This window comes from Streptomyces sp. NPDC088124 (assembly GCF_040685895.1).
Taxonomy (GTDB): Bacteria; Actinomycetota; Actinomycetes; order Streptomycetales; family Streptomycetaceae; genus Streptomyces.
The window spans coordinates 40,536-57,552 of record NZ_JBFBJB010000048.1 but is presented as its reverse complement, the minus strand read 5'-3'; the positions used below and the strand labels follow the sequence as shown (position 1 = coordinate 57,552).

The following is a 17,017-nucleotide window of genomic DNA, read 5'->3' as shown; positions in this document are numbered from 1 at the left end:
CGGGGGCCCGTCAGCCGGTGAGCGGGGTGTCGTACAGGTCGTAGCCGCTGCGTGTGTGGAACCTGCGCAGGACCTCTTCGTGCATCCGGGCGTCCACGGACGCCGGGAGTCCGGCGGGCCGCCGGCCGAGCCGGCGGGCGAGCCGGTGCAGTGCGGCGGCGAGCCAGGCGGGGTCGGCGAGGAACGCGTCGCCGCCGTCGCGGACCGCCTGCTGCCGGACGCCGATCGCCGAGGCGGCCGCGAGCAGGACGGCGTACCGGTCGGCGAGGGCGAAGGCGGCGGGGTGGGCGAGCGCCGTACGGTCCTCGGGGGCGAGCGCGCGGGCCGCCTCCTGGACCTGGCGCAGCTCGTCCACCAGTTGGAGCGTGAGTTCGTGGACGGCCCGCTCCTCGGGTGCCGCGCCGGGCGGGGTGTCCGCGGCCGCGACGAGCGTGGCGCTGAGCCCGTCCCGTCCGCTCGCCAGGGTGAGCCGGTCGTACGGGATGTCCGGCAGGTCCGCGCGCGGCCGGAAGAGTGCGGCGGGGGCCGGCTGATCGCTGAACCAGGAGCGCCGGGCGAGCCGGGACAGCTGGGGGATGATCGTGGCCTGGCAGGCCGCTGAGCCGGCGTGGCCGAGGCTGAGCACCGGCAGGTCGCGGAGGTGCTTCTGGAAGATTCCGTACTCACCGTCACGGATATAGAAGCGGGCCCCGAGCACGATGGAGAGCTCGCGCATCGCGTCGGTGAGCAGCTTCGGGACGAGGTACTTGGTGGCGGCGGCGAGGACACTGGTCTGCTCGGGGAGCAGATGCACCGCCCGGGTCGCGGCCAGGGAGAGGCTGTCACAGGTCAGGAGATCGGTGAAGGCTCCGGACAGGGTGGCCCTGGCATGCGGGATCTCCATGACGGACGTGCGGTAGAGGCGTCGGCCCAGCGCGAAGCGCACCACGGTCCGCAGGGCCGTGTCGGTGGTGCCGACCGCCATGCCGGGCAGCGCGGCCCTGGTGATCTGGAAGGCGCGCAGGGCGGTCTCGACCCCTTTTCCGGTCTCGCCGACGAGGGCCGAGGCGGGTACGGGTGTGTCGTCGAACCGGAGTCCGGACAGCCGGCAGCCGCGCACGCCGACGCTGTCGTAGCGGGGCAGTACCCGCCAGGTGTCCGGGTCGAGCCCGTCACGGTCGACGAGGAGGACGGAGTGGCTGCGGCTGCCGGGGGCGGGGCTGGTGCGGCTGAACAGGACCCAGGCGTCGGCACGGCCGGCGTTGTTGATGACCTGTTTGGCGCCGTTCAGCAGGTAACCGCCGCCCGCCGCGGGGCGGGCCTCGAACTCGTTGCGCACGAAGTCGTTGCCGTGCGCGAGTTCGTGGTACGCGACCGAGATCCGGCCGCCGCCGGTGAGGATCCGGGCGACGCGTTCGCGCTGTGCGGCGTCCCCGGCGGCCCAGACGTTCACGGCGGCCATGAAGGAGGTCACGCCGTAACCGAGGCCGAGGGAGACATCGCGGCGGAACACCTGCCGCATGACACGGACCAGGGTGTCGAGCCGCTCCAGCCCGCCGCCCTCGGCGCGCGGCACGAAGTCGGCGCCGAGCCTCAGTTCGTCGAGGGCCCGCTCGCCGGCCCCGGAGAGTTCACCGGCCTCGTCCGCCTCGATCAGCCGGGCGTAGGACAGTTCGTCGCCCTCGTCGGTGGGGTCGCCCAGCCGCCGGTCCACCTCGGCCACGCGGGCCGCGGCCCGCGCCTCCTGCCCGGGTGCCCCGTGGCCGTCCCGTACGGCCCCGGTCGCCGGGTGCGTGTCCTGGGGCTCTGTGCCGATCAGCATGGCGTCCTCTCCGTCGCGCCGGCGGCCGCGGCGGGCATCGCGGGCCGCCGCTCGGGGCCCCGCTGCGGCAGCAGCGAGAACAGCCGGCCCGAGGAGCGGGCCGCCCGCAGGGCGCCGAGCAGTTCTTCGTTCGTCTCCCGGCCGGCCGTCGCCGGTTCGCCGAGGCGGACCAGCAGCCGGTCGAGGGCGGTGTGCAGCCACAGGCCGTCGCGCCACAGCGCCCCCGTGCCGGGGTCGTCGCGGACGTGGCCGGCGCTCCGCGTCCACAGGCCGGTACAGGCCGCCCCCGCCCAGCACAGGGCGTAGCGGCGCGCGACCTCGAAGGCGGCGGCCGGAACCTCGGCGAGCACGTCCTGGTACTCCGCCATCTCGGCGTGCACCGCGGTGGTGACGGCGAGCAGCCGCCGCGCGGCCCCGGCCACCGGGGCGAGCGCGGGGTCCGCTCCCGCCCGCCGGGTGATCTCGTCGACGGAGGCGGCGAGCCCCGCCATGATGCCGCTGCCGTGCCGGGCGACCAGCGACAGCTTCGCGGGGTCCAGGGGCGGCAGCGGTGCGGCGAGGTCGCAGGCGGCGGCGCCGCCCGCCGTGTCGCCGGTGGAGCGCCGGAAGCCGCGGACCAGTGGACGGAACTGGTTGACCAGGGAGTTGAGGTTGACGAGGGTGTTGCCGTCGAAGAGTCCGACGATGCGGTGGTCGCGCTCGACCTTCTGGAAGCGGCCGTCGGCGTGGACGTCCTTGAGGAAGGCGCGGGCGCCGAGCAGCCCGGTCAGGTCGGCGAGGACCTGGTCGGTGCCGGTGGGCAGCAGGTACTTGACGACGGCCGAGGTGACGGCGAGTTCCGCGGTCTGGGTCTGTACGGCGCGGGCGGCGACCAGGGCGACCGCCTCGTGCAGCAGTACGTCGGCGGCGGCGCCGGCCAGCACGTGTCCGGCCTGCGGGAGGTCGATCAGCCGTCGGCCGTACAGCTCGCGCTCCTCGGCGAAGTCCAGGCCGAGCCGCAGCCCGTGGTCGGCGGCGCCCAGCGACAGGGCAGCGCACATGGTGCGGGTGAGCTGGAGCGCCTTCAGCACGATCTCCAGCCCGGCGCCCTCCGCGCCGACGAGGGCGCCGCGCTCCACCCGGGCGCCGTCGAAGGCGATGCCGGAGATGTCGGCGCCGCGGATGCCGTGGGTGGGGATCTTCGGGAGGTGACGGTAGGTGTTCCCGTCGAGTTCGCGCTTGTCCACGAGGAGGACGCTGAAGCCGCGCGGGCCCCCGTCCGGGCGGGTGCGGGTCAGCAGCGACAGCACCGACCCCCGGGTGGCGTTGTTGATCAGCCACTTCTCGCCGCTGACCACCCAGTGGTCCCGGGTGTCCGCCGCGTTGCCGCCGGTGTGCGCCGCGCTTTCGTCGGTGTCCGCCGGCTGGTCGCCGGTGTCCGCCGCGCTCTCGTCGGTGCGCACCTCGTTGGCCAGCAGGTCGCTGCCGTGGGCACGTTCGGTGAGCCCGAGGGCGACCGGGACCCCGGCCATGATGTCGGCACCGAGCCGGGCGCCCTGCTCCGCGGAGCCCGCCACCCATACGCAGACCCCGCCGAGGTAGGTCTTGCCGTGGCCGATGGCGCAGGTCAGATCGCGGCGGGCGACGGTGCGGACGAGCTGGAGCACCCGTTCGTAGTCGCGCAGCCTGCCGCCGTACGCGACCGGTACGTACTCGGCGGGCAGGCCCCACTCCTGGAAGCGGTGGCAGATGTCGGCGGGGAACTCCTCCTTCTCGTCGAGTTCCGCGCACCGCGCGTAGGAGAAGAGCTCGCCGGGGTCGTCGGGATCGCCGAGGAAGCGGTCGAACTCCTCGGCGAGCCGGTAGGGCGGGTGTTCCACGTCAGACCACCGATTCCAGGGACTCGGCGGCGGAGCTGTCGGCCGAGGCGCCGTCCTCGCCGGTGGCGATCAGTTCGCGGACGGCCGGCTCCAGGATCTCGTACAGCGCGGTGATCCCGCCCTCCAGGAACAGCTTGCGCATCAGGGTGCGCTGGATCTTGCCGCTGGTGGTCTTGCGGATGGTTCCGGGGCGTACCAGCAGGATGTTGCCGACAGGGACGCTGAACTCCCTGCCGATGAGGCTCTGGACGCCGGAGGCGACGGTGTGCAGGTCGGTGGAGACACTGCCGGGGCGTACCTCCTGGACGGCCACCAGGTGCTCACGGTCGGTCTCGACGGCGAAGACGGCGCCCGCGCCGGCGCCGAGGGCCTTGTCCGTGGACTGGACGGCGCGTTCGACGTCCTGCGGGTAGAGGTTGCGGCCCGCCAGGATGACCAGTTCCTTCAGCCGGCCGGTGACATACAGCTCTCCGTCGTGGAGTGCGCCCATGTCGCCGGTGCGCAGCCAGCCACCACCATTCCCGTCCGGCCCGTCCGGTCCGTCCGATCCGTCGGTGCGGCCGGAGATCGCCGCGTCGAATATCTCCTTGTTGGTCACCGGCCGCTTCCAGTAGCCGGAGGCGACGCTGTCACCCTTGAGCCAGATCTCGCCGATCTGTCCCCCGGACTTCTCGACGCGGCTCTCCGGGTCGACGACGCGGACCTCGAAGTCCCGCGCGATCCCGCTGCTGACGAGGGAGCGGGTGGCGGCGTCCGCGCGCGGGCCGGCCAGTTCGCCGCGTTCCAGGGCCTCGGCGTCGACATCGATCACACGGGCGGCGGCGGTCCGCGGGATGCCGGTGACCAGCAGGGTCGTCTCGGCCATGCCGTAGCAGGGGAACATGGCCTCGGGGCGGAATCCCGCGGGCGCGAAGCGCTCGGTGAAGGCCCGGACCGTCTCGGCCCTGACCGGTTCCGCGCCGTTGCAGGCGGTGGTCCAGGACGACAGGTCGAGCGTCTCCAGTTGTGCGTCGGTGACCCTGCGCACGCACAGGTCGTACGCGAAGTTGGGGCCGCCGCCCGTCGTCATCCCGTAGTCGCCGATCATCTTCAGCCAGCGGTAGGGGCGCTTGAGGAAGGTGAAGGGTGCCATCAGGACGCCCTGCGCGCCGAGGTAGAGCGGGTGCAGGATGTGCCCGATCAGGCCCATGTCGTGGTAGAAGGGCAGCCAGCCGCCGCACACGCTCTCCGGGCCGGTGCCGATCGACCGCTGGATCGCCGCCTCGTTGGCGAGCAGGTTACGGTGCGAGACCACGACGCCCTTGGGGTCGCTGGTCGAGCCGGAGGTGTACTGCAGGAACGCCAGGCTCTCCGGGGTGAGGGAGGGCGTGCGCCAGGCGGCCGCGTCGCCCTGGGCGGGATCGTCGGTGGCCAGGCACGCCACGTCGGTGAAGCCCTCGGCGGTCAGCCAGGCGGAGATCGCGGGAGCGTTGGCCGAGTCGGTGAGCACGGCGCACGCCTCGGCGTCGCGCAGGATGCCGGAGATCCGGGCGAAGTGCTGGCCCTGTTCGGTGGGCAGCGGTCCCGGCACGGCCACGGCACCGGCGTACAGGCAGGCGGTGAACGCCTTGATGAAGTCCAGGCCCGCCGGATAGAGCAGCAGGACCTGGCGGTTCGCGGCCTTCCGCTCCTGGAGCCAGGAGGCGATCCGGCGCGCCTCGTGGCCGAGCCCGGCGGAGGTGAGGTGCTGCGGCACCGAGCCGCGGGCGTCGTCGGGCAGGAAGACGAAGGCATCCGCGTCGTCGCGGGCTTCGGTGCGTTCCAGAACCAGTTCCGTGAAGGTTCGGAAGTTCGTCAACGTCTTTCTCCGACCTCTCCGAGTTCCGCTGGCGTGGCGCCGGCACGGGTTGCTCTGACATCAGCATCGTTGTCGGGGGCGCTAAGGAAACGCTTGTGCGTTTCCCGGCCCCCGGGGTGGGGCTCAGGTCATCCGGTCCCGCCGCGGATGGCCGCGTCGAGGGTCAGATGCCCGGGCACCTCGGGCAGTCGGGTGAGCGGGTGCCTGAACTCGACCGTGCCGTCGGCCGATTCGCCGCCCGGCTCGAAGCCGAGCGACGGGTAGAAGCCGCGCGTCTTGTGGTTCTTGGCGGTGGGCCGGTAGCTCGCGCGTACCTCGGCCGCGCCCGACCCCACGGCGTGCTCCAGCAGCGCGGCGATGGCGGCCTGCTCGATGCCGCGGGCGAAGACCCGGCAGCTGAGCAGCATGTTGTCGATGCGCAGGGCCTCGTCCTCCCGGTGCGCGAAGAGGGCGCCGACGACCCCGTTGTCGCCGAAGCGGTCGCGGGAGCGTACGGCCAGCACCAGATGGTCCGGCGAGTCGAGCCGTTCGCGGACGTCGGGCGCCTGGAGCCGGCGGGTGGTGAGGTTGAACTGGTTGGTGCGCAGGGTGATCTGGGCGACCCGGGCCACTTCGTGGTCACGTACCGGGGTGATCTCGACGGACACGTCGAGGGCGCGCAGGTACTCCTCCATCGAGCCGGTGGCCTGCTGGAGGTCCTGCCGCTCCGCCTCCTGGCGGTACTGGACGGCGCGGGCCCGGTCCTCGGTGGTCAGTTCCCGTACGTCGAACCAGCCGTCGGCGAGCAGCCGGTCGATGTGGAGGGCCGGTTCCTCGTCGAGCCCGATCACGGCGACCCCGGGGAGCGAGGCGGCGACGAGGCCGCGTTCGAAGGGCGAGTCGTCGGCGAAGACGAAGCTGTCGGTACCGAGATTGAGCCGGTCCGCGATGTCGCGGATGTTGCCGTCCTTGGGCTCCCAGTTGGCGTTGATCCGGACGAAGTCGGCCTCGCGCAGGATCATGTCGGGGTGGTCGCGGAGCACGTCCAGCACCGGCTCCCGGTCGTTCTTGCTGCACACCGCGAGCAGGACGCCCTGGCCGCCGATCTGCTTGGCCACCCGCTGGAACCGGCCGAAGGCCTCACCGCGGTAGGTGGTGGCGGCGGCGATGCCGTCGGGTCCGTCGTCGCCGAGGATGCCGTCCCAGAGGGTGTGGTCGAGGTCGAGGACCAGGACCTTCTTGGCCCCGCCGCGCAGCGTCCGCAGCAGATGGCCCGCGTGGCGCGCGTACCGGGCGAGCACCTCCTCCCCCAGATGCACCTTGGCGTAGGCGGCGAGCCGCGGGTCGCGGACCGGTCCGCCCTCGGCGATCAGCGGCTCCAGGTCGACGATGTGCAGCCGCGGGTGCGCGGCGGCGAGCCGCAGCAGACCCACGTTGAACTCCCGCCAGATGATGGAGAGTTCGGTGCGCGACCGATGGTCGACCAACTGCTGGGTGTGCTGGGACAGCAGCGGCAGGGTGTTGAGTACGAGCGTCCCGGTGCCGTGCTCGTCGTAGCGGGCGGCGAGCCCGTCGAGGAGGTCGAGCTTCCCCGCGACGGTCCGGGCGACGTCCTCCGGCCCCCAGGGCAGCGGCAGTTCGTCGAAGACGATCCCGGCGTCGAGGAGGCACAGGGCGAGTTCGGTGCCGGGCGCGTACAGGTCGCTGCCGGTGTCCTGGAGGTCCCGCAGCCACCCGTCGTGGTCGCCGACGCGTACGCGCAGCGGGATGCCGTGGCGGGCGAGTTCCGCGTGGAGCGGTGCGGTCAGCCCGTCGAGGGTGCCGTGTCCCGTGACGGCGACGGTGGCGGGTACGACGCCGGGGTGACGCTCCGTGATGTCCTCGGGAGCGACCTTGGCGAGCAGCCGGCCCGCGCGGGAGAGCAGGGCGAGCCCGTCGTCCGGCTGGGCGAGTTCGGCGAGCAGGGCGGGCACCGCCGGGTACTCGGCGGCGAGCCGCCGCTCACCGTACAGCGCGCGCAGTCGGTCGAGGGGGCCGGCGGGGCCGGTGCGCCCGGGATCGGACGTCGTCACTGCTGTGCTCACGGTCGGTGCGCCTCTCTGCGGGGGCGGGCGGGCGCTTGGGAGCTTGCGCCCGGCCCCTAAAGACGGGCTTGCGCCCGGTGCGGCCCGCCGCACGGCCCGCCGCGCGGACCGGAGCGCGGGCCGACGCGCAGACCGCAGCGCATGCCGACGCACAAGCCACCGCGCGGACCGCCCTGCAGACCACCGCGCAAGCCACTGCGGGGACCGCCCGCAAGAGCTGCTTTAGGCCGGCTGCGGACCATCGGTCGATGACGACTCTTTACTGTCCTTCTGAAAGGCAGCCTGACGATGACAACTGAGCTGACCGCGGACGTGTGTGTGGTCGGAGGAGGCCCGGCGGGACTCACGCTGGCCGTCGAGCTCGCCAAGCGTTCGGTCTCGGTCGTGGTCCTGGAACAGAGCGGTCACTTCGACCGGTCGTTCCGGGGCGAGTCGGTCTCTCCGGACTCGGTGTGGCTGCTCGACGGGCTGGGTGTCCTCGGCCGCCTGGACGGCGCCTACCGGCAGATGCACAGCATGGAGATCGTCGACTCCGGCAGTACGGTGCTGCGCGCCGACTTCCGCCGCTTCCCGTACCCGCACCCCTACCCCGTGGAGATGCCCCAGCCGGCGCTTCTCTCGGCCCTGGCGGGCCTCGGGCAGGAGGAACACCCGGAGCATTTCACCCTGGTGCGCCGGGCGACCGCCACCCGTCTGCTGCGCGCGGGCGGCGAGAGCGGTCCGGTCACGGGGGTGGTGGCCCGGGCGCCGGAGGGGGAGCTGACCGTACACGCGGCGCTCACCGTCGCGGCGGACGGCCGGTTCAGCAAGGTCCGTGAGATGTCGGGCCTGCCGTACACGAAGCTGCCGCTGGAGCGTGACGTGGTGTGGCTGAAGCTGCCGTTCCCGTCCGAGTGGGACGATCGTACGTATCGCATACGGATCCGCGGCGACCAGCACGGGCTGTTCATCCCGACCCACCCGGACAGTGTGCGCGTCGGTTTCAACATCCCCAAGGGCGGGCTGAGGGAGCTGCGCGCCCAGGGTCTGCCCGCCCTGTACGAGCGGCTGGACCGGCTCGCTCCCGAGCTGGCCGACGCGGTGCGCGGTGAGATCCGCTCCTGGTCCGACACCTCGATGCTGGACATCTTCACCACGACGGTGCCGCGCTGGTCCATGCCGGGCCTGGTCCTGATCGGCGACGCGGCACACACGCTGACGCCGATCCTCGGGCAGGGCGTCAATCACGCGATCATCGACGCGGTGACGCTGGCCCCGCTGGTGCGCGACGCTCTCGACGCGAGCGGGGACGAGGCGGCGCTGGCACGGGCGTGCGCCGAGTTCCAGCGGGAGCGGGAGGAGTCGGTCGCCACGTCGCGGGGTCTGCAGCTGCGGCAGGAGCGGCTGTTCGCCCTGCACGGCGTCGGCGGTGTCGGCCGCCGCTCGCTGTACCGGGTGGTCGACCGGAGCCAGAAGCTGAAGGAACGGGTGCTGGCCGGCGCGTACTTCCAGCTGCAGAAGCCGGGGCCGCATGCCGTGGCGGCGCAGTCCTCCGCCACCCGGGCGTGACGGGTGTGTCCACGGACCCGGAACAGACCCTGGGGCCCCGGCCCGCACACGATGTGCGGACCGGGGCCCCAGGGTCTGTCACCGGTACGTCACCAGGTCCGGTACGTCATCGGGTCCGGCATGTCACCAGGTGACGGGCAGCCGGGTCAGGCCGTGCACCATCATCCCGGTCGTCAGCTCCAGGGAGTCGACCTCCTCCGCGAGCCGCAGACCGGGGAAGCGGTTCAGCAGCGAGGAGAGGACGATCTGCAGCTCCGCCCTGGCCAGCGCGGCGCCCACGCAGAAGTGCGGGCCGTGGCCGAACGCGACGTGGTGGACGGCCTCGGGCCGGGTGGGGTCGAACTCGTCCGCCTGCGCGCCGGGGAAGCGCGCGGGGTCCTGGTTGGCGGAGCAGACCGCCGCCAGGACCGCGCTGCCCTTGGGGATGACGGTGTCGCCGACCTCGACGTCCTCCAGGGTGATCCGCAGCGGGCCGCCGTCACCGATCGGGTTGACGCGCAGCAGCTCCTCGACGGCGTGGTCGATCATCTCGGGGTGTTCGCGCAGCGTGGCCATGTGCTCGGGGTGGCGCAGCAGGGTCAGGACCATCTTGCCGATCATGCTGACCGTGGTCTCGTGACCGGCGACGAGGATGGTCGCCGCCATGACGATCAGCTCGTACTCGTTGAGGCTGCCCTCCTCCTCGTGGGCGGCGACGAGCGCGCCCATCAGATCGTCCGTGGGCTCCTCCCGCTTCCGCTTGACGAGGGCCCCCAGGTACCCGATCATCTGCTGGCGCTGGGCGGCCATCTCCTCCGGGCTGTGCGCGGTCAGCGAGACGAAGGCGTCCGACCACTCGCGGAAGCGGTCGCGGTCCTCGAAGGGCACACCGAGCAGTTCGCAGATCACCATCACCGGCAGCGGGAAGGCGAGCGCCGAGTTGAGGTCGACCGGCCCGTCGAGCTTCTCCATCTCGTCCAGCAGCCCGTCGGTCAGCTCCTGGATCCGGGGGCGCATGTTCTGCACACGGCGGGCGGTGAACTCCCGGGAGACGAGCCTGCGCAGCCGGGTGTGCTCGGGCGCGTCCGTGGTGAACAGGCTGCCCGGCACGGGGGGTGTGGGGGTGAGCTGCGGTACGTCGGGGGAGATGGTGGCGGCCCGGCTGAACCTGGCGTCGGCGAGCACGGTGCGCACGTCGTCGTAACGGGTCACCACGTAACCCTCGTCACCGGTGGGCAGCCGGACATGGGCGACGGGGCACTTGGCCCGCAGCTCCTCGTAGACCGGCGGTACCTCGACGGCCGAGGGGCGGTGGAACGGGTAGTCCAGCAGCGGTTGTCCGGTCTCCGGCCCGCCGTGCGTCGTGTCCGTCGTGTCCATGCGTTTCCTCCGGCAACAGATGCTCAGCAGTTACGTGTTCGGTGGCTCGGGTGACCGACGCGCGGTGGGAGGTGCGGTCGGGGACCTGGACGAGCCTCGCAGCGAGGGCTTGTGCGGGACCAAAGCGCTCCGGGGGCCAGGGCCCCGGGGGTGGCTCAGCGCTGCCAGCCCTCGGGGGTGCGCAGGCCGTACCCGAGCGCCCGGTCGGCGGCGATGTGCACCAGCCAGGCCAGGCCGAAGTTGAACAGGGGCACCGCGACCGCCGGGGATTCGGGGATCAGGCAGGTGAGCATGAGGACGAAGGCGACAAGGGGCCGGTGCAGGAGGTTGTAGACGGGAACGGCCCTGCGGGGCAGCCGGCCGGGCTGGTGCGGGCCGTGCTCGTGCGGGCCGGCGAGGCCGGCGAGGAACGACAGGTCGGGCGCGACGACTCCGGCGAGCGCCGCGACGATCACCCATCCGCCGTACTTCGTCGCCTCGAACACCGAGAAGATCAGCAGGAGGACGAAGAGCACCGTCCAGACGGTGCGGAGCTGCGGTGAGGCCGAGCTCCTGGTGGCGCCTTCGGCGGAGTCGTGTGTCACGGGACGTGTTCCTTTCGCGAGGGATCCGTAGGGCTGGGGAGCCGCACGGCGGCCGCGCGGCAAGGTGATCGTGGTGCCGGCCGGTTACACGGCCACCCGCTCCGTGGCGTACCGGCGTGTCAGGGAGGCGAGTTCACGCAGGAAGGCCCCCTCGTCCGACCTGACGAAGAAGTGCCCGCCGGGCATGGTCCGCAGATCGCAGCCGCTCCCCGCGTGGCGTCGCCAGGGAAGCATCTCGTCGACGGTGACCAGCCGGTCCCCGCGTCCGGCGAACAGGTGCAGCGGTACCCGCAGCCGTTCGGTGCCCGCGGGGACGCTGCCGAGGCACAGCCGGAGGTCGTCACGGACCACCGGGAGCAGCGCGGAGAGGAATTCGGGGTGGTCGAGGAGCATCTCCGGGATGCCGCCCAGTGCCACCAGACCGGCGACGAGTTCCTCGTCCCCGGCGTCCGGGTCGGCGAGCGCCGGGGCCGGCAGGTGCGGGGCGCGGTAGGCGCTCAGCACGAGGGCCCGGGGCAGCGCCGCCCCGCGCGCCTGCCGCCGCCGCACGAGCGAGTAGGCGATGAGCGCCCCCATGCTGTGCCCGTAGAAGAGGTGGGGCTCGGCCAGTTCCTCGTCGAGCTGTGCGTCCAGGTCGTCGACGAGGGCGTCCAGATCGGTGAACCTGGGTTCGTCGAACCGCTCCTCCCGGCCGGGCAGCTGTACGGGCATCACCCGTACTCCGGCGTCCTGGGCGTCGAGGCCGCGCTGCCATCGCCGGTACGCCGAGGCGCCGCCGCCCGCGTACGGAAAGCAGAACAGCCGGGTCATGGGTTCCGGTTCGTGGCCCGGGGGCTTCCGGGACAGGTATCGCATCGGGTTGCTCCGTCTCGGTTCGGTCCAGGGTGAGCGGGCCGTCCGGGTGCGGGGATACGTCAACGGGCAGGACGGGTGGGGCAGAGAGGACAGGCGGGACAGGCGGGGCAGCCCCGGCCCCCACGCTGCCCGGGGCCGCTAAAAGGCCGCCAAACTCGGCGCGGTGAGGTCGAGCCGGGGGTCGGCGGCCAGGATCGCCCGATGCAGCTTCTGGACGCGCAGGGAAGGCTCAATGCCCAGCTCCTGGGAGGTCGACGCGCGTAGCTTTCGAAAAATCTCCAGCGCCTGCCACGAGCGTCCCCCTCTGTAGAGGGCCAGCATCAGCAGCCCGTGCAGACTCTCCTGGAGCGGGAAACGCTCGGTGAGCGCGAGGAGTTCGCCGATCACCTCGGCGTGCCTGCCGAGCCGCAGATCCGCGGTGATCCGGCCCTCCAGCGCGGAGTTCCGTGCCTCCTCCAGCCGCAGCAGCTCGACCCGGAGCGCGGGCCCGATGCGTACGTCGGCGAGGACCGGCCCGCGCCACAGGGCGAGCGCCTCGCCCAGCAGCTCCGAGGCGGTCTCGTCGTTGCCGCCGGCCAGGGCCCGCAGCCCGCGCCCGGCGAGCTGCTCGAAGTGGTCGGCCTCCATGACGGGCGCGGGCATGTTCAGCCCGTATCCGGCGTAGCTGCGGCTCAGCACCTCTTTCGGCGCGCACTCGTGCTCCGGTCCCAGGGCCACGGTGATGGCCCGGCGCAGCTGCTTGACGTAGGTCTGGACAACACCGGCGGGCTGACTGGGAGGACGTGAGTCCCACAGCTCCTCCGTCAGGGTGGTCACATTCACGTCCCGGCCCGCGTTGACCGCCAGCAGCGCGAGCAGCTGCCGCGGTTTGGCCGCGCTCGGCACCACGGAGGTGCCGTCGATGCTCACCACAAGCGGCCCGAGAACACCGATCTCCATGCGACTGCTCCTTCCGCCTGCCCGAAGACTGGCACGTTGTCGTCCACGGCAACACTCAGCCGATCATGATTCGATCGGGAATCCGTCCGCCCTGGAATGTGGGGTCTTCATGTTCATGACCTTTCACGGCATGCTTTAAGCGACGCTTCAGGCCGAGCGTCGACCATGGGCGCCCAGGGAGGCCGTCGCGGGACCGCCTCGGATTACCAGCTCGGGAGAAGAGGGACCGCATGGGGCTGAGGTCCTGGCTCGGCAGGGCCGGCGCCGGTGCGCTGAACCTGCTCGTCGAGTTCGGCACGGTAGTCGTCGGACCGCTCCCCGGCGTCAACTACCCCGACCCCGAACCGGATCCCGACTCCGGCCCGGCTCCCGGCTCGGCTCCCGGCTCAGATCCTGACTCGGCTCCCGGCTCCGGCTCCGGGCTCCCGGCCGGCCACCCGGAGCGGCGCTGCTCGACCCCGCCGAGCCGGGTCGAGCAGGAGCTGTGGGCAGGACTCGGGGTCGACGTGAGAGGAACGGGAGAATGACCGGACACCACCCGAAATCCCCGCCGGTGACAGGTTCCGACCGGATGACGGTGGAATGACACCGGTTGCTATATTGGCGAAATGGGTTCCGAGCGGGCGGCGCGCACCAGCTACCACCATGGCGCGCTGCGGCAAGCGCTGATCAACGGCGCCAAGGATATCCTCGCCGAGCTGGGACACGAGCAGTTCAGCCTGAACGAGGTCGCACGCCGGGCAGGCGTGAGCACTTCCGCTCCGTACCGCCACTTCCGCGACCGGGACGAACTGCTGGCGGCCGTGGCCACGGACGGCTACACCACACTGCACCAACGCCTCCAGCAGGCAGCGCGCGAAGCCGGCGATCCGGGCGACCGATTGCTGCGGCTGGGGGGCGCCTACGTGAGGTTCGCGCAGGAGCACCCCGGGCTCTTCGTCACGATGTTCCGCGGACCGGGAGGCATCCCGGACGAGGTCGGGATCAAGTCCTACGAGATCCTCCGGCACGCCGTCGCCGAGGCCCAACAGGCGGAATTGCTCTCCACCGTCCCGTCGACGGAGCTTCTGACCCGGTCCATCTGGGCCGCCCTGCACGGGCTTTCCGTCCTGAGTCTGCGACAGCTGTCCGAGCGATTCGACATGGACGTATCACCGGAACAACTCGCCGCCGACACATTGTCGGCACTGCTCGGCCTCAAGTAGAGACCAGCGCCCCTCCCGGCAAGCTCCGACTGTCGACCACGGCGCGTAGGCGCTGGTCATTGGCGTGTTGGTTCGGCGCGGAGAGCGGCATCATCCGGGCCCGTCGCCAGGTCACCACCGGCCCGGTGCCGCGCGGATGATCCGGCAGCAGCCACCCGCCCTCGTCCTCACGGCGCGTCACATCGCAACAGGGCGAACGCCGCCGGGCCTGCCCGGGCCTGTCTGGTGCGGCGCTGCCGACCTCATGCCTGCGCGTGGCCGTACCGCGCCCTGGCCGAGGTCAGGTCGGGTTCGCCGAACCGGGCACGCAGAAGGCCGAATGCGTGGACCTTGTCCGTGCCGAACCTCTCCACCTGCGCCGCATAGGAGTCGGCGGTGAGGAACGTCGGGGGTGTCGTCTTGCTGTGGAACTTGTCCGCGTACATGACCAGTTGCTCTTCGACGGTCTCGGCCAGGTAATCGGTCTCGGGTATGGCGAGTTTCCGTTCGCGGATGTCGTGCCGGGTAATACCGACTCCCGTGTGACAGGAGCAGAAGCGGCGCAGGGGCTCCGGGAAGCCCTCTTCGCGGAGGATCTCGTAGCCGAGGACGCCATGGCGGATGTAGTCGCGGTGATCGAGCCGACCGGCTTGGTCATAGAGCCGGTAGACGCCGATGTCGTGGAGCAGGGCGCCGACACGGACGAGGTCGGCGTCGAGAGGGATGGCGGTCTGTGCCACAAGCTGTGCGGCGATGCCGCAGACGATTTCGCAGTGGGTGAAAACGAGGTCCAGCGCCTCATGCGACGGCGCGTACCGCTCGTGCAACGCGCGTATTTCATTGACCGTCGGAAGGATCACTCCGGCAGTGTACTTTCCCACTCCCCCAAGCGGTCTGTCGCCAACACACCAGCCCTTTCACCTACGATCCCGCCGTGTTGGCGGACGCGGGCACCACGGGTGCGGGTTCGGTGGTGATGTGGAGAGCGGGCAGGCCACGGCGGCGGATCATGAACTCGGCCACGACCAGGTTGGGCAGCCAGCAGAGGAAGCCCAGCGGCGCGTAGGCGTTGTCCATGATGCTGTCGACCGAGTCGCCGCTGCCCATGAACGGGATCTGAACCGCGGTCAATACGCCGAGCCAGAGACGCAGTGTCACCGCGGCATAGGTAAGTGCGAAGTTTCTGATCACCCAAGCCTGGTGGCCGCGGATGTCGCGTGCGCGGATCGTCCGGTACGCCTGCCAAGCGGTCCACCCCCACAGCACGGAAAGCGCCCCGAAACCAAAGAATCCCACCATTCCGGCCGTGTTGAACACCGACATGACGAGACCGGACAGCGCACCGAGAGCGACGCTCACCAAATAGACCCGCCCGATCCACCGATGCGCCGCCCGGCGGCGAGCACGGAGGCGTCGCGAGAACTGCCACGGGCCGAGCGCCAGCGCCAGTCCGGCGGAGACTATGTGCACGTAGAACGTCAGCTGTACCGGCAAGGGCTTGTCGGCGTAGCCGGTGGCCAGTCCGACTCCATTCCGGCTCAACTCGTCCAACGCGCCCTGCGCGTACTGGCCGGAGAAGTAGGCGGCGACGGCCACCGAGGAGAAGGCGACCCAGGCCCAACTCCGCCGCCCGCGACGCCTCTTCCGATGTGGATCGACTTCCGCGGGCGGTACGACGGCGACCATGCGAACTCCCAGCTCTCGTGAGGGCCACTCCGAATGTGACCACCTCTAACATACAGCAATGTTAGAGCCATACACATTGGATCGGCGAGGCTTCGGGCACAGGGCCGACCGACAGACGCCGCCCCCACCCGACACTCAGTCGCCCGGTCACCCGATCACCCGCCGTGAGCGAAGTGCTTTCCCAACGGCCGGGAGAACGTCACCATGTCCTCGGCACGCGGTAACGGCATCCGAGCGCGCGCAGCCCGTCCGGCCCACGGAAAAGGGCCCCTGACACGGGATTTCTCCGGTCAGGAGCCTTGGACGGCAGACGCGTCGGGCTGTACGCCGGGGAGAATCACCGCAACGCTATGACCCGCGCAAACGTGCAGGGCGTTCGCTGGCGTGGCTACCTTGACGGCTGCGCAAGGCGGGCCCGCTACGCGGCCAGGTGACAGATTCCCGCCCGGCTCCGAGACAGCCGCGACGCGGAGACGGGGGCGTGGACATAGGGGATGTCGACCTCAGTCACCTGCGCATCCAGAAGACCGGCGAGCACAACCTGGGCGGACCCGAAGGTCCGCGCCGCCGCCGTCAACGACGAGGAGAACTTCGGTCTCGTCCAGGAACAGACCCCGGCCGCTCTCCGAGTCGCTGTCCGGGTGAGCCAGAACGGGCTTGCCGGTACCCGGATCGGAGACGGCCAGCCAGTAGTGCCCGTCGGCCGGCCACAGAACGAGTTCGACGAGGTCCCCGTCCTCCCCGCAGGCGCCGTGACGGATGGCGTTGGGGACCAGCTCCGATGTCAACAGGCCCAGACCGTCGCCGAGGTGAGAACGGAGAACATCCGGCAGGGACGCGGCGGCGGCGTGCCGGGCCCTCGGTACGGAGGCGGGGTGGGCGGGGAAGCGCCAGCGAGCGGGGACGAGGGGAATCTCGGGCATGGCGAACTCCATCGCTGAGTGAGAGGTTGGGGATCGCCGGTGGCCTACCGCCCTGGTCGCGTGCACACCCGTCCCAGGGCGGACGGGCATGCTCGCGCGGTGCGCTTCCGACGTTGCGGTGTGTTACGAGCGCCTGTCGCCACACCTGCCGCAACCGGGTACGGCGGCTGCCCCCGTGGTCTTCCCCGACGGTGACTTCCCTTCCGTCGTTCCCGACCCGACGGTGGTCTACCGGCAGCCGAACGCACCCCTGCGGCGGACCACGGTGCCTGTGCCCTCCCCCGAGCCGACGGATCCGGCGCCGGTGCCGGCTCGCGTCGACACCGTAGTGCGGGACGCGATCCGTGACGCCTACGCCCGGTCCGCGGACCTCGCCGAG

Annotated in this window: 14 protein-coding genes; 3 read left to right on the top strand and 11 right to left on the bottom strand. The window is 71.4% G+C overall.

The annotated features are described in order from the left end of the window. Window positions 1-10: 10 nt before the first annotated feature. The 4 genes from AB0P17_RS32010 to AB0P17_RS31995 all read right to left on the bottom strand — a co-directional run bounded on the left by AB0P17_RS32010 (window position 11) and on the right by AB0P17_RS31995 (window position 7,560). Window positions 11-1,801 (bottom strand): acyl-CoA dehydrogenase family protein, encoded by a 1,791-nt coding sequence (locus tag AB0P17_RS32010; protein WP_365816369.1) that lies wholly within the window; start codon window positions 1,799-1,801, stop codon window positions 11-13. Next, window positions 1,795-3,660: an acyl-CoA dehydrogenase family protein gene (locus AB0P17_RS32005; protein WP_365816367.1), complete on the bottom strand. Its 1,866-nt coding sequence runs from the start codon at window positions 3,658-3,660 to the stop codon at window positions 1,795-1,797. Before AB0P17_RS32005 ends, AB0P17_RS32010 begins: the two co-directional genes overlap by 7 nt. A 1-nt stretch (window position 3,661) precedes the next feature. Then, window positions 3,662-5,497 carry a fatty acyl-AMP ligase gene (locus tag AB0P17_RS32000; RefSeq protein WP_365816365.1) on the bottom strand — a complete coding sequence of 612 codons (1,836 nt, stop codon included), beginning with the start codon at window positions 5,495-5,497 and terminating at the stop codon, window positions 3,662-3,664. A gap of 128 nt (window positions 5,498-5,625) precedes the next feature. Beyond that, the gene (locus AB0P17_RS31995) at window positions 5,626-7,560 is read right to left on the bottom strand and encodes an HAD-IIIC family phosphatase (RefSeq protein WP_365816363.1); all 1,935 of its coding nucleotides are present in this window, start codon (window positions 7,558-7,560) and stop codon (window positions 5,626-5,628) included. A 288-nt stretch (window positions 7,561-7,848) separates the two neighbouring features. Between AB0P17_RS31995 and AB0P17_RS31990 the strand changes: the two genes are divergently transcribed. Next, a complete protein-coding gene (locus AB0P17_RS31990) occupies window positions 7,849-9,108 on the top strand; it encodes an FAD-dependent oxidoreductase (RefSeq protein WP_365816361.1) in 1,260 nt (419 codons plus the stop codon). Between the two features lie 123 nt (window positions 9,109-9,231). On the opposite strand, the gene AB0P17_RS31985 is transcribed toward AB0P17_RS31990, so the two are convergent. From AB0P17_RS31985 to AB0P17_RS31970, 4 genes are all read right to left on the bottom strand, one after another. Next, complete coding sequence (locus AB0P17_RS31985) at window positions 9,232-10,467, bottom strand: cytochrome P450 (protein WP_365816359.1); 1,236 nt, start codon at window positions 10,465-10,467, stop codon at window positions 9,232-9,234. Between the two features lie 155 nt (window positions 10,468-10,622). Next, entirely contained in the window at window positions 10,623-11,051 is a 429-nt protein-coding gene (locus AB0P17_RS31980) for a DUF4260 family protein (RefSeq protein WP_365816357.1), read from the bottom strand. An 84-nt stretch (window positions 11,052-11,135) separates the two neighbouring features. Then, entirely contained in the window at window positions 11,136-11,906 is a 771-nt protein-coding gene (locus AB0P17_RS31975) for an alpha/beta fold hydrolase (protein WP_365816355.1), read from the bottom strand. A gap of 138 nt (window positions 11,907-12,044) precedes the next feature. Then, window positions 12,045-12,845 carry an AfsR/SARP family transcriptional regulator gene (locus AB0P17_RS31970; RefSeq protein ID WP_365816353.1) on the bottom strand — a complete coding sequence of 267 codons (801 nt, stop codon included), beginning with the start codon at window positions 12,843-12,845 and terminating at the stop codon, window positions 12,045-12,047. A gap of 230 nt (window positions 12,846-13,075) precedes the next feature. Between AB0P17_RS31970 and AB0P17_RS31965 the strand changes: the two genes are divergently transcribed. Continuing rightward, entirely contained in the window at window positions 13,076-13,372 is a 297-nt protein-coding gene (locus AB0P17_RS31965) for a DUF6059 family protein (RefSeq protein ID WP_365816351.1), read from the top strand. Window positions 13,373-13,453: 81 nt separating this feature from the next. Continuing rightward, window positions 13,454-14,050 (top strand): TetR/AcrR family transcriptional regulator, encoded by a 597-nt coding sequence (locus AB0P17_RS31960; RefSeq protein ID WP_365816349.1) that lies wholly within the window; start codon window positions 13,454-13,456, stop codon window positions 14,048-14,050. A gap of 242 nt (window positions 14,051-14,292) precedes the next feature. Here AB0P17_RS31960 and AB0P17_RS31955 read toward each other — a convergent pair whose 3' ends face one another. The 3 genes from AB0P17_RS31955 to AB0P17_RS31945 all read right to left on the bottom strand — a co-directional run bounded on the left by AB0P17_RS31955 (window position 14,293) and on the right by AB0P17_RS31945 (window position 16,638). Beyond that, a complete protein-coding gene (locus tag AB0P17_RS31955; protein WP_365816347.1) occupies window positions 14,293-14,889 on the bottom strand; it encodes an HD domain-containing protein in 597 nt (198 codons plus the stop codon). A 61-nt stretch (window positions 14,890-14,950) separates the two neighbouring features. After that, window positions 14,951-15,625, bottom strand: a complete 675-nt coding sequence (locus tag AB0P17_RS31950; protein WP_365816345.1) for a DUF2306 domain-containing protein — start codon at window positions 15,623-15,625, stop codon at window positions 14,951-14,953. 593 nt (window positions 15,626-16,218) lie between these two features. Beyond that, window positions 16,219-16,638 (bottom strand): ATP-binding protein, encoded by a 420-nt coding sequence (locus tag AB0P17_RS31945; protein WP_365816343.1) that lies wholly within the window; start codon window positions 16,636-16,638, stop codon window positions 16,219-16,221. Window positions 16,639-17,017 lie beyond the last annotated feature (379 nt).